The following is a 12,816-nucleotide window of genomic DNA, read 5'->3' as shown; positions in this document are numbered from 1 at the left end:
CACCGCCTTGAGGGGCATGCCGGTAGGCCCGTACCCACACGGGTGGTCCGGGCCTACCGGCCACGCTTCATTTGGACCGCGCCGGTCCTTGGACCGCCGCCGCACGGGCCCCGGGGGCCCGGTCGAACTCAGCTCGCGACGAGTTCTTCCTCGTCGACCTCCGCCGACCGCTCGTACTCTTCCTTCGCGGTCTCCAGCAGCTCGCGCCACGAGCGCACATCCGGCCGCCGCCGCAGCAGCGCACGGCGCTCCCGCTCGGTCATCCCGCCCCACACACCGAACTCGATCCGGTTGTCGAGAGCGTCGGCGAGACACTCCGTGCGCACCGGGCAGCCGCGGCAGATGAGCTTGGCTCGGTTCTGCGCCGCACCCTGCACGAACAGAGCGTCCGGATCCGCGTTACGGCAGGCGGCGCGGGCGGTCCAATCCGTGATCCACATCTTGGCCCCACTCCCCTAGGGTCTGTGTCGATTTGCGCTCCTTGGCCGGACGGGCGCGGACGTCAGGCCGCCAAACGAAAGCCGTGGGGAAGAACTTACGGAAGCGAGGGACGTTTCAACAGCCCCCGTTGGGCCCATTCTCGATATAGCCCACCGGGGCCATACCGCCGGAACGGACTAGTTACCTGTAGTTGACGCGCCAGACACTGCGCAGGTTGTCACGATGAGGGCATAACGGACGAAGATCCTGATCAGCCGGTCCGGAAAGCACGAACCCTGGGGGACCTGTCCCTAATGCACTGCTCGTCCCGCGTACCCTAGACCCCGTGCGCGTTGCGAAGAACGATCGGGCCCAGGCCGCGTCCACGCTGTTCAGGTTGCTAGGTGCCGGGGTGGTGGCGGGCCTCATCGTCGCGCTCATCGCGCTGCCCGCCGTCGGCAGCGCCGGGCTGACCGCCCGCGACGCCGCCAACAACTTCGAGGACATGGACAGCCAGCTCAAGACGACACCGCCGTCCGAGAAGACGGTGATGTACGACGGCAACGGCAAGCAGGTCGCCACGTTCTTCGACAAGTACCGCGAGTCCGTCCGGCTCGACCAGGTCGCCCCCATCATGCGGCAGGCGATGATCGACATCGAGGACTCGCGCTTCTACGAGCACGGCGCGCTCGACCTCAAGGGCACCATCCGCGCGATGGCCTCCAACGTCGAGTCCGAGCAGACGCAGGGCGGCTCCACGCTCACCCAGCAGTACGTCAAGAACCTCCTGGTCGACAGCGCCAAGTCCGAGGAGGAGTACCGCGAGGTCACGGCGCCCACGGTCGGGCGCAAGCTGCGCGAGCTCCGCTACGCGCTCGACATCGAGCAGCGCCTCACCAAGGACCAGATCCTTGAGGGCTACATGAACGTCGCCTACTTCAGCGCCGGCGCGTACGGCGTCCAGGCGGCGGCCAAGCGGTACTTCAGCATCCCCGCGTCCAAGCTGGAACTCGGCCAGGCCGCGCTGCTCGCCGGCATCACCCAGAACCCCACCGCCTTCGACCCCATCCGCAACCCCAAGGACGCGCGCAAGCGGCGCGACGTCGTCCTCTACCGGATGGCGCAGCTCGGCCACATCAGCAAGGCACAGGCCGACACAGAGGCCGCCAAGCCCATCCAGCTGAACCGCACCGACCCGGTCGGCGGCTGCGAGACCAGCAAGGCGCCGTACTTCTGCGAGTACGTGAAGTACGACATGCTCAACATCCTGTCGGACGGCAAGTACTGGCAGCTCAAGCCGAAGCAGCAGCAGAACGTCGTCAACAAGCTGAACCGCGGCGGCTACACCATCCGTACCACCCTCGATATGGACGACCAGCGCGCCGTCGACAGGGCCCTGCGCGGGACCGTCCCCCCCGGCGGCAACCGCGTCGGCGCCGAGGCGATGGTCGAGCCCGGCACCGGCAAGATCCGGGCCATCGGGCTGAGCAAGCGGTACGGCCCCGGCAAGGGCCGCACGACCATCAACCTCCCGGCCGACTCCGCGCACGGCGGCGGCAGCGGCGTCTCGGCGGGCTCGACCTTCAAGGTCTTCACCCTCGCCGCCGCCATCGACCAGGGCATCCCGGTCAGCACGACCATCAACTCGCCGCAGACCACCACGGTCAGCGGGTTCCAGCCGTGCCGCTACACCGGGATGTTCGACGGCAAGAAGGTCAAGAACGCCATGGTCGGCGGCGGCCCCTGGACGCTGTCGAACGCGGGCGACAGCGAGAAGGGCAACTTCGACCTGAAGACCGGCACCTGGCACTCGGTCAACACCTTCTACGCCGTCCTGGAGAAGCGCGTCGGCGTCTGCAACGCCGTCAAGATGGCCGAGAAGTTCGGGATGAAGCAGGCCACCGGCGACCCCCTGATGCCGATCGCGTCGCAGGTCCTCGGCGTCAACGACATCGACATGGTGCACCTCGCCGCCGCCTACGCCGGCTTCGCCGCCCGCGGCAAGTACTGCGCCCCCCTCTCGGTGACCGAGGTCGTCGACCCGGAGGGCAAGAAGCTCAAGCTTCCCAAGCAGGACTGCCACCAGGCCCTCGACCAGGACGTCGCCGACAAGGTCAACTCGATCCTGCAGGGCGTCCTCACCAAGGGCACCGCCGCCGGACGCGGCATCGGACGTCCCGCCGCCGGCAAGACCGGAACCTGTGAAGAGTTCACCTGCGCCGTGTTCGCCGGGTTCACCCCGAACCTGGCCGCCGCCACCGCCTACTGGGACTTCCGCGGCCCCTGGCAGTACAAGGTCTACGGCGTCTACGGCGCGGACATCCCCGGCGGCATGTGGCAGCAGTCCATGCGCAGCGCCCTCGCGGGCAAGCCCGCCCCCGGCTTCCAGACCCCGACCCGCGACTTCGGCGACACCACGAAGGTCCCGCAGGTGAAGGGCCTCACGGTCGCCGCCGCCACCGCCCGGCTCAGGGGCGCCGACCTGAAGGTGCAGGTCGCGTCCGGCTCCGTCGACTCCGACCAGCCGAAGGGCACGGTCGTGTCCACCTCGCCCGACGCGGGCAGCTCCGTCCCGCCCGGCACCACCGTCATCCTCTACGTGAGCGGCGGCAAGAAGCGCGGCGCCCCGCCCTCAGGCGACTGACGCGAAAGGGCCCGGCACCATGCCGGGCCCTTTCTCATTCAGCCAGCTGCCGCTTCACCTCCGCCGCGACGCGCCCGCCCTCCGCGCGCCCGGCCACCTTCGGGTTCACCGACTTCATGACCTGCCCCATCGCGCGGGGCCCCGACGCGCCCGTCTCGGCGATCGCGTCCGCCACCAGCGCGGTCAGCTCCTCGTCGGACAGCTGCGCGGGCAGGTACTCCTCCAGCACCCCGCCCTCGTCCCGCTCCGCCTGCGCCTGCTCCTCGCGCCCCGCGTCGCCGAAGGCCGTCGCGGCCTCCCGCCGCTTCTTCGCCTCCCGCGTGAGCACCTTCACGACGTCGTCGTCGGAAAGCGTCCGCGACTGCTTGCCGGCGACCTCCTCGTTCTTCACCGCCGTGAGCGCCATGCGCAGCGTGCGCGTGCGCAGCTCGTCGCGCGCCTTCATCGCCGACGACAGATCGGTCTCCAGCTTCTCCTTCAGGGTCATGCCCCACATCATGCCCGTCCGCGACCTTCCGCCTCATCAGGATTACCGAGCGGCGCCCATGTCTGAAAGCATGGAACCCTGAGAAGGGAGAGCCGTGCGAAAGATCCACGCCGTGCCGCTGGGAGTACTGGGCGCGGGCGCCGCGACCTTCGGGTACGCCTCGTTGATCGAGCGGAACTGGTTCCGCCTCCGCCGCTTCGACGTGCCCGTGCTGCCGCCCGGCCGCCCGCCGGTGAAGATCCTGCACATCTCCGACGCGCACCTCACGCCCGGCAGATCCCGCCTGATCCACTGGGTCCGCTCGCTGGACGCCCTGGAGCCCGACCTCGTCGTCAACACCGGAGACACCCTCTCCCACCGCGACGCGATCGGCCCCTTCCTGGACGCCCTCGGCCCCCTCCTCGACCGCCCCGGCGTCTTCGTCTACGGCTCCAACGACCTGTACTCCCCGGTCCTGAAGAACCCGCTCCGCTACATCTGGCGCACGAGCAAGTCCGACTACGGCCGCCGCCGCCGCGAGCCCGACCTCCCCTACCGCGAGCTCGGCTCCTCCCTCCAGGCCGCCGGCTGGCTCGACCTGAACAACCGCATCGGCCGCCTCAAGGTCGGCGAACTCGACGTCGAGTTCGGCGGCATCGACGACTCCCACATCAACCGGGACCGCTACGACAAGATCGCCGGCCCCGTCGACCCCCAGGCCGACGTCCACCTCGGCATCATGCACTCCCCGGAACCCCGCAACCTCGACCGCTTCACCGCCGACGGCTACGACCTCCTGCTCGCCGGCCACACCCACGGCGGCCAGGTCTGCGTCCCCTTCTACGGCGCCCTCGCCACCAACTGCGGCATCGACCGCCCCCGCGTCAAGGGCCTCCACAAACACCGCGGCTCCTGGCTCCACGTCTCCGCGGGCCTGGGCACGTCCCCGAAGGCCCCCATGCGCTTCTGCTGCCCGCCCGAGGCCTCCCTGCTCACCCTCGTCCCTCGACGGTGAACTGGAAGACCGCCCCGCTCCTAGCCACCCTGTACGACGTCGCCGTCCAGAACCGCGCCCTCTCCCACCTGGGAGCCCGCGCCCTCTGGAACTACGACATCGGCCACCTCCACGAACTCATCGCCGCCCAGGACCCGTCAGCCCTGACCCTGGACATCCCCTGCGGCGGCGGCCTGGCCATAAATAACAACCCCCGCCACGTGGCAGCCGACCTCTCCACGACCATGCTCAAGAGAGCCCGCCGCAAGACGACGACCCTCGTCCAGGCAGACATCTACAACCTCCCCTTCCCCACCGACACCTTCGACGTCTGCCTCACCTACAACGGCCTCCACTGCCTGCAAGACCCACCCGCAGCCCTCCAGGAACTAACCCGAGTCCTACGCCCAGGCGGCACTCTCCAAGGCACGACCGTGGTCAAGGCCGCCGGCCGCGACCCCCTGATCAAACTCCTCCAGTACCAAGGCGCCTTCGGCAACCCAGGCACCAGAGCCGACCTCCGAACCTGGCTGGAGACCGCCGCCCTGACGAACATCACCCTCACGCCCTCGGGCGCCGTGACCGCCTTCACAGCCCGAAAATCAGGGACGCACCACTCCCCAGCATCCGCTAAAGTGGACTAGGCGCCGGGAGGACGTACAACTCCCGGGCAGCCGCCACCGGGGTGTAGCGCAGCTTGGCAGCGCGCTTCGTTCGGGACGAAGAGGTCGTGGGTTCAAATCCCGCCACCCCGACAGAAAACGCCAGATCAGAGGCCGGTTCTCCCCCACGGAGACCGGCCTCAAGATCTTTCGACCCCCATCCGACCCCGCCCCCAGCCGTGCGCCCGCGACCTCCAGGGGCACGCACCATCACCAGTCGGCCACAGCCCAGGCGCGCCGACACCCATCTGAACCATCGCTTCTGCCGCTCGCACCACCCGTTCCGTTCCGCTCCTGCCTCTTTCGGGGCAGCATCCAGCGGACAGCCCCAGGCTGCCAGCCCGCGAACACGGACATAGGTGCATGAGCCGAGGTTGTCCTCCTATCCAGTGAACGCCGACTGCCCGTCGGGCAGCAAGGGGCTCGCCAACGGATCCTGCGTCAGCGGCCACAAAGTGGTCTAGCTCCTCACCGCCCTTTTCGTTGGGCATGATCCAAGGCAAGGACTCCGGTGAGCCCACTATCGCCTCGGCATGCCGCGGAACCACGTGATTAGGCGGTGTGGGTTGCCGACGGCGGCCGACAGGGCGATCTACTGGATGGGGCGACCGGACTCCGGTGAACGCGTGGACCTACTCGAAGATCCTGCCGAGCACGTGTGAGTGGTCGGTCTTGTAACTGTTGAGCATGGCCAGTGACTCGGACGGCACGTGGACGCTCTGGCGTGGCCACACCCGCGAGTCCGATCGGCGGCGCATCCGCCTTGACCTGCCGGACATCCTGCTGCCCACAGCTCAGCCACTGGAGTCACCTGGGCCGTCGCGCCTGTGGCGGCCCAGGCTCGGGGACCTCGATAGTCCGAAGGCATCGGCCATTCCGGCCTGCCCTTCGACGAGGACGACCTTGCAGCGGGGCTGCTGCTGGCATCGACCGCCGAGGGATGGCCTGAGGCAGCGTCATCCTTACCGCCATAGCCGAACACGAATGGACCGGCTTCTTGGCCCGCCCAAGGCGCCGCTCAACAACCTCTTGCTTCGCATCCACCAGTACGCCCACTTATATGGACGTGGAGCTGACGGTTGTGCAGTGGCTGTCTTCAGGAGCCCGAGCCTCCTACTTATCAGCGCGCCGGGCTACCTTGTGGGCTGGCTATACCCGGTGCCGCTTCGCCCCACCGGTGGCCGCACTTCGACCATTTCCCACGACCACAGGGGCATGGGCGGCTGCCCCGCACCGGGGAGAAGTTTCTCCAGTACGGGCGCCGGGCCAGGGTTGCCGCCGCAGTTGTCAAACCGACGTCGTCCACAAGGGCAAGAGAGCGATCCAGGATGTCAGTGATCAGACGGCCGGCTCCGATCACGGCGTCCGCAACAATGAAAGCGATCGTCGGCTCCAACAACTGATGCTGGCCATCGCCCTCAAGCGAGAGCGGAGACCTTGCGTAGTACCGAACGAGGAGAGCACCTGACTCGTGGGCCATCGGAGGAGATGCGTACGCAATCGTCGCCCCGAACGCCGGGCGTGCAGCATCAGACAGCCAGTCGTACCATCCTTGGAAGCGCGAGTCTCCTGAGAGACTGGTCAGCTTCTTCACCAGCGTCAAGACGGTGGTCGCCTGCAGCTTCTCGTGGCTGTGCGTTTGAGGCGAGATCCCTTGCTGGCATGTAGTAGGACGGGCGCAAGGGCGTCACGGACGGTCCCGGGCCGTTTGAGCGCATCCGCTGGCGTGGCCATGGCGATACGCCATGCCGCAGCTTCTGCGCCTGGTCGACGAGTGCACCTGCTTCCTCGATGACAGCGCTGTTACCGCTCCAGAGGCGATCCGCCAGCGCCAGAGACTATCCACGGTGTCTTCAAGGAGGTCGATGCTCCGCCAAGCGTGCACTAGCCACCAGCTGACGAGCCGCGTATGCAGTTCGGGGTAGCTGCTTCATCCCGCATCCTGGGTTCTGACCGTTCATCCAACGCCAAGATCGCGGCCTCGTCGTCGGAAGCCACGTATACCCAGTCTTCGCGACGCTTGGCGGCAAGTGCTTTCCACCGGGCGATGTCACAGCCCGTGCGCGGGACGAGTAGGAGATCGACCGTGCTAACGCTGGGCGAAATGTCCCTCGGCCGCGCGAGCGTCCCTCAAGGAGGAGAAGAATCCGAGGGTGGGCACCTCCGAGGTGCCCACCAGCAGGGCACGATCAAGCAGGGTGTTGAACTCCTCGCAACTGGTCTCCGGGAGAAGAACACACGAGTGGCAAGCGGCTCGGTTCAAGTTGTCGGTGCCACTGGTCTGCGCTTCCATGCACAGTGGATCAGCGGAACACCACGACACTCGTTCTAGGGCGCTGCGCACAGAGGCAGCCAGGCGCCCCGATTCCACCTGGGCGACAATGCCGCCAAGGCTTCCGGCGGAGTCGCTGGTGGCCGTGTAGACCAAGAAGCCGGACATCTTGTCGGACACGTACAGGCGCTCGCGCAAGGACGCCGCGGGGTACCCCGAGTCCAAGCTCCACTCATTGATGATCGAGTGAGCCAGCGTATGAATCATGACCAGCCGCGGTGTGATCTCTCGGTCCGGGTCCAGGCCGAATCGCGCGAAACGCTCTCGGTACGCATGGCCGATCGGAGTTATCCGGGTCTGAACCTCGGGCCGTGACTCCCACTCGGCCACTCGATCCGGATCTAGCCGGAGGAAGACGCCCTCTCCGATGACCTGGATCGCGGGCAGCCAACCAGGCTGGTTCTCTGCCGAGTAGAGCGGCGCCCGCCGATCGGCGTTCGCACTGTTGGGCGTGGCTAGACGAGTGAATCCCTTGAGGACGCGTACCTCTCGTAGTCGCTTCACCCGCATCACCTTGTCGAGGCTTAGCTCTGTTGCGATCGCCTTGTCCGGCCATGGTACGCAGACGAAATCCTGCGGTCCCGGCTGCTCTTGCGTGGTCCTGGTCAACGCCTGGTACTCGTCGAACTTCAGCGTCTCCTCGGAGTCGTCCGTCTGACCGGCATCGTCCTGACGACGCCTCACGACCGCCTGGATGATCTCTTCCACGCTGTACAGCCGGTGGTTGTCCAGCTCCAGCTCTTCTAGACGATCACGTAGGTCAGGCGCCTTCTTCAGGGACTTCCAATGGCGTTCCACCAGCTTCTGGACGCCCTCCGACCATGGCGGGATCGAGAGCGCGGATCGCACATCGGAGAACCAGACACCGGACGCGCCTCGCTGCATCGCCCGCGGGAGCTCTTCACATTCCTCTGCCGGAACGTCACCAAGCCAGGGGCGCCGTCCGGTGCAGTCGCTGATCCCCCTCAGCGCAGCTTTCCTCAGGGCGCCTTCCATGGTGACCGGGTGCACGCCGCACGAACAGGAGATCTCGATGTCGCCGAGCGAGGCGCTGCGTCCTGTGGCCTTCAGCCTCAGGTCGTGCCGCTGAGAGTCACTTCCGACGGAATTGCCGCCCTTGTGGAGCCAGCGAAAGTAGGGAAAGTCATCGATGTGACCTGCGGCGCAGCAGACGACGAATCTGGACGGCACCAGCTCGCGATCGCACTCCTTGCACTTGGCAGGACTGCGGCTCGCACCGAAGAACTTCGCCTTTGCCAGTCGGTTGCACCCAGGGCAGGACTGGATCTCGGGGAACCGGACCACCGGAATATCGCCGTACTTGCTGCTTTCGGACGCCGGGGGGAGTCGGAAGCACTCCACCCCGAGTTCTTTCTCCAGCCGGCGCTCGTGGATGATCTGATCAAAGGGACCGAGCTCGGGCCAGCGGTCGAGTCCGGCCACCATGAACGACTCACTGCCGACGGCTATCAGAGAACCGACCCCATAGGTCGTGATGAGCTGAGCCCTTCGGACGCCCCCTATGGGTTTCCCCTTCACCGCACTGCCCTGTCCAGGTAGAGGGTCGACTCGACATCGACGTCGCGCAGACTCCATAGCGTCGCGAACGCGGAAGCGATCGAGTCGTCCGACTGGTCCCATCGGCCGGCGTCGACCATCAGTCCGGGCTGTCGGTACGTGCCGTATGTGAGCTCCGGGTCCTCGTCCGCCGCCTCACGCCACTGGGCGATGATCTCTTTGATCTGCTCTTCCGTCATGTCTCGCTCGGCTCGGTCGGCGACCCGCTCGACGCGGGAGAGGATCTGATCGCAGATCACGTTGAGTTCGTCCTCGAAATCGGCGATGTAGGCGGCGGCCTCCTTGGGGCGAGCCACGGGGATCATCAGGCGGGCCAGCGCCACGATCGCGGCGTGGAGACCGCGATCGCGGGCACGCGCCGAGAACGGCGTCACGCTGGTCGCCTCGACTTGGCGATACAAGGCGGAGTGATACGAGGTGAAGTTCTCATAGTGTGAGCGATCCCTGGACCGCGCTCCATTGAAGAGGGTCGCCACCAGCCCAGGCCACTTCCGTCCGACCCGACTGGTGGCCTGGATGTACTCAGAGGTGGACTGAGGCTGCCCCATCATGACCATCAAGCCGAGACGATCCACGTCGACCCCCACGGAGATCATGTTGGTGGCGAGGATCACGTCCAGTGCATCCGGATACGGCGTGGCCATGTCCTGTAGGTGACCAGGGATGGCACTGGACGGCTCACGACTGGTCAGCTCGATGTCCCGGCGGATGTCACGCCGTTTCTGGCCGAGACTCTCGCTGAGGAGGTCGAGACGGTCGTTGACGTCGTCCTGAACCTGAAGCTTGGCGCCGCCGAGAAGTCGAAGGCTGTTGAAGTAGCCCAGGAGTGTCCAGTAGGCGTCCCGGACCTCGTCGCTCCCCTCGATCACCTGGGCATGGTGGAGCAGAGCCGCGTACGTCCGCACCATCAGGCTGGTCTGGCTGGTGGCCGGCGCCATGAGGCCCACGTAGAGCCTGCTCGCTTTCCGGCAAGGTGGTGTCTCAACCGAGAAATAGGAGTCTCGGGCATCAAGGCCGGGCGGTGGGAACTGCTCCACCTGACGATCGAACAGCGCCAGGCCCTGGTGCACGGCACGACGGATCGTGGCGGTGGAGGCGATGACTTTGGGCCGTTGACCGATCAGGTCCACGACGGTCTCGTAGAGACCCGCCAGAGTGCCCAGCGGGCCGGAGATGAGATGCAACTCGTCCTGGATGATCAGTTCGGGCGGTGGTTCGGAACTGAAGTGGTTGAAAAGGTTGCCGATCTCCGGCTTCCAGGGCAGCCCGGCGAACTTGTCCGCCGTGGCAATGATCAGGGTCGGGCGCTGCGCATAGATGGTCTCGTCGACTACGTGGACCGGAAGGCCGTCAGCGAAGTCACAGCCCGGGGTGCCACAGGCGATCACCAGGCGATCGGCGTAGATCTTGTAGTCGTAATGGTCCAGCGCAGTTCCGCACCAGCAGCAGGAACGTATTTGGACCGGGTTCTCCTCCTGTACCTCTTCGTTCTTGGCGAGCCTCCGCAGGGACCGCTTGGCCTCATCCAGAGTGTTGGGCGTGGAGCCACGGCCGACCCACATGCCTATGGAGATCTCGCGCTGACCGAGATGGGCTCCGGCGTCCCGACGCAACCGCTCCATGCAGCACATGAGGAGGGCGGCACGTTCAAACTGCTGAACCGTCAGCAGGCGAAGGGTGTACCGCATCAGGACCGTGACCCCGCCTCCGTTCTGCGGGTCTCGTAGTCGCCTGAGGAAAGTGGAGAAGGCGATCAGGCCTAGGTACGCCTCGGTCTTGCCACCACCGGTTGGAAACCACAGCACGTCGGCGATGTCGCGGTCGACCGACTCTCGATCCACGACACCGCGCAGAGAGAGGAGTATGAACGCGATTTGGAACGGGCGCCAGGTGGCCGCCGTCTCATCGGGCTCGCACGCATCTCGGTCCGAGGACCTCAGCCATTCCGTACGAGCACGCTGCAGTGCCATGGAACGGTTCGCAAGTCGGAACGCCTCCATGGGGGCTGGATCCGCAGGATCCGCCAAGATCTCGATTCCCGCATCCATGCGATCGCAGGATGTCGTACACCGCCTCAGGTGCTCGAGGGCCGTCTCGCGCAGACTCTTGTCCGCGATGTCGCCGACCTGGTTACGTCTCTGGCGAATCCAGGCACGGTAGCCCGAGGTGAAGCCCTTCAGGGCGGCGATGACCTCGGCATCGGACACCGTTGCAAGGCGATGCATTCCGAGGCGAGCCACGTCGATTTCAAGATTGGAGTCGGCCAGCCGGAGATCGTAGGTGGGCACGAACGTCGTTCGAACCCATCGAGGAGCAGGGACCCCAGCCAGCTCGTTGACGGCGACCTTGCTGGGCTCCCATTCCACCGCACATCCATGGCCGGTAGCGAAACTCGGCGCATGACGATAGAGCAGCCTGTAGGCACCGGCTTCCTCATCCGTGTCCGCGGAACCAAGCGGTGGCCGCTCCACGAAGGGTGACGATTCAGCGACGGGCCGTACTGTGATGCGCGGCTGGAAGAAAGCCGTCTCATCTCGATTAGAACTGTTGTCCTGAGCCACAGACAGGTTGAGGAGAGCCAGCGTGACGGCTGCGACTCCTTTAGCATTCGCTGGCCGTACCCGAACGAACAGTTCAAGATTGTCGGCGACTCTGATCGACTGCTGGCCCACTTCCGAAACCTTGATGCAGTGGGGTTCGATCGGCAGGCTCCTGCGCCGCCATGGTTCCTCCGCCACGGAGCTGGTGCGAGTACGACGTCCTTCCGCAGGAGCATCGGACACGTAGCGCGCTGCCTCCACTTCGACCATGATCGAATCTGAGATCGTAAGGTCGACCGAAAAGGACATCCCCATCGAGGACGGATAACGGACGTGGGCCATGGCAACAGCCGGGTCGGGAAAGTCCCCCTGGCGCCTGTTCTCGGGGGCCTCGTCCAGCGGGTTGTTCTCGGCGACACTGTCCTGGGACTGCGGAAAAAGGATCCCGGCGGCGTACTTGGTGATGGGGGGATCCGTGATCGTCTCTTCGGCTGCACCGGTCGGTCCGATCAGATCTCGCTCCAGCCTGGTGACCAGCTCGCGGCGGAACGCATAGTGCTCGTCAAAGCTCACGACTGCTCTCCTGCCCAGTCGAAACGTCCCAGTCCCACGATCCGCGGTCGCAACCAGATACCCGACCAGCCGAGCCCTGCGTTGAGGCCAGCCGCTTCACGGCCGATCACGGTTTCGACGTTGTCCACTCGAAGCTCCTTGATCCTAGGCGGCAACCTACGGTCGCGCCCGGGCAGAAGCGCTCGCAACGCTCTGGCGAAGGATTCGGTGGTCACTCCGACCCTGTGCCCGTCGTGTTCCACGAGGTACGCGGGAGAGTCCTCGGTCGATGCGACCGGGAGCCGAACGAGCGTGATGGGGTCGCCCTCTCGCACGGAATTCGCAAGGTAGTGCTGAATCTTCAGGGGATCTTCCTGGAAACCGACCGTGCCAGCTGGCTCGTCCCGATTCACGTCTTCCGGTAGGACCTCAATTCCGAACACTCGCCCGGCCTTGAACCCCAGCTCAGCCCACCGCCCGTCACGCTGCCGCTGGAGACGGCCGGCAGTGAGCTTGGCGATCGCCTTCACATGGATCAGGAGATCGCGTGGCCGGGTCATGGCCACGTACAGCAGTCGAGCACGCTCGGCCTGCTCGATGGGGTCGTTCTCAGGTGCGGTCGCCGAGC

General features: G+C 66.0%; 8 protein-coding genes and 1 tRNA gene. 4 read left to right on the top strand and 5 right to left on the bottom strand.

The window, feature by feature from the left end:
• Positions 1–128 precede the first annotated feature (128 nt).
• Positions 129–440 carry a WhiB family transcriptional regulator gene (locus AB0C69_RS25665; protein ID WP_185029424.1) on the bottom strand — a complete coding sequence of 104 codons (312 nt, stop codon included), beginning with the start codon at positions 438–440 and terminating at the stop codon, positions 129–131.
• 326 nt (positions 441–766) lie between these two features.
• Here AB0C69_RS25665 and AB0C69_RS25660 point away from each other — a divergent pair, with 326 nt between their 5' ends.
• Positions 767–3,064, top strand: coding sequence for a transglycosylase domain-containing protein (locus AB0C69_RS25660; protein WP_360357686.1), 2,298 nt, complete (start codon positions 767–769; stop codon positions 3,062–3,064).
• A 34-nt stretch (positions 3,065–3,098) separates the two neighbouring features.
• Here AB0C69_RS25660 and AB0C69_RS25655 read toward each other — a convergent pair whose 3' ends face one another.
• Positions 3,099–3,551 (bottom strand): GatB/YqeY domain-containing protein, encoded by a 453-nt coding sequence (locus AB0C69_RS25655; RefSeq protein ID WP_345178927.1) that lies wholly within the window; start codon positions 3,549–3,551, stop codon positions 3,099–3,101.
• Positions 3,552–3,645: 94 nt separating this feature from the next.
• Between AB0C69_RS25655 and AB0C69_RS25650 the strand changes: the two genes are divergently transcribed.
• The 3 genes from AB0C69_RS25650 to AB0C69_RS25640 all read left to right on the top strand — a co-directional run bounded on the left by AB0C69_RS25650 (position 3,646) and on the right by AB0C69_RS25640 (position 5,279).
• On the top strand, positions 3,646–4,545 hold the full coding sequence (locus AB0C69_RS25650) for a metallophosphoesterase (RefSeq protein WP_089310670.1): 900 nt from the start codon (positions 3,646–3,648) through the stop codon (positions 4,543–4,545).
• Positions 4,542–5,168, top strand: coding sequence for a methyltransferase domain-containing protein (locus AB0C69_RS25645; RefSeq protein WP_360357684.1), 627 nt, complete (start codon positions 4,542–4,544; stop codon positions 5,166–5,168). Before AB0C69_RS25650 ends, AB0C69_RS25645 begins: the two co-directional genes overlap by 4 nt.
• Positions 5,169–5,205: 37 nt before the next feature.
• Positions 5,206–5,279, top strand: a tRNA-Pro gene (locus AB0C69_RS25640).
• A 1,996-nt stretch (positions 5,280–7,275) separates the two neighbouring features.
• Here the strand turns inward: AB0C69_RS25640 and AB0C69_RS25635 are convergent.
• From AB0C69_RS25635 to AB0C69_RS25625, 3 genes are all read right to left on the bottom strand, one after another.
• Entirely contained in the window at positions 7,276–9,114 is a 1,839-nt protein-coding gene (locus AB0C69_RS25635; protein ID WP_360357682.1) for a DUF1998 domain-containing protein, read from the bottom strand.
• Positions 9,054–12,209 carry a helicase-related protein gene (locus tag AB0C69_RS25630; RefSeq protein WP_360357681.1) on the bottom strand — a complete coding sequence of 1,052 codons (3,156 nt, stop codon included), beginning with the start codon at positions 12,207–12,209 and terminating at the stop codon, positions 9,054–9,056. Before AB0C69_RS25630 ends, AB0C69_RS25635 begins: the two co-directional genes overlap by 61 nt.
• Positions 12,206–12,816, bottom strand: a 611-nt coding sequence (locus AB0C69_RS25625; RefSeq protein ID WP_360357679.1) for a hypothetical protein, incomplete at its 5' end; no start/stop codon positions are given. The genes AB0C69_RS25630 and AB0C69_RS25625, both read right to left, overlap by 4 nt.

The sequence above is a fragment of the Actinomadura sp. NPDC048032 genome (genome assembly GCF_040653175.1).
GTDB lineage: Bacteria > Actinomycetota > Actinomycetes > Streptosporangiales > Streptosporangiaceae > Spirillospora > Spirillospora verrucosospora.
The sequence above is the reverse complement of the archived record's forward strand: the minus strand, read 5'-3'. Positions and strand labels throughout refer to the sequence as shown.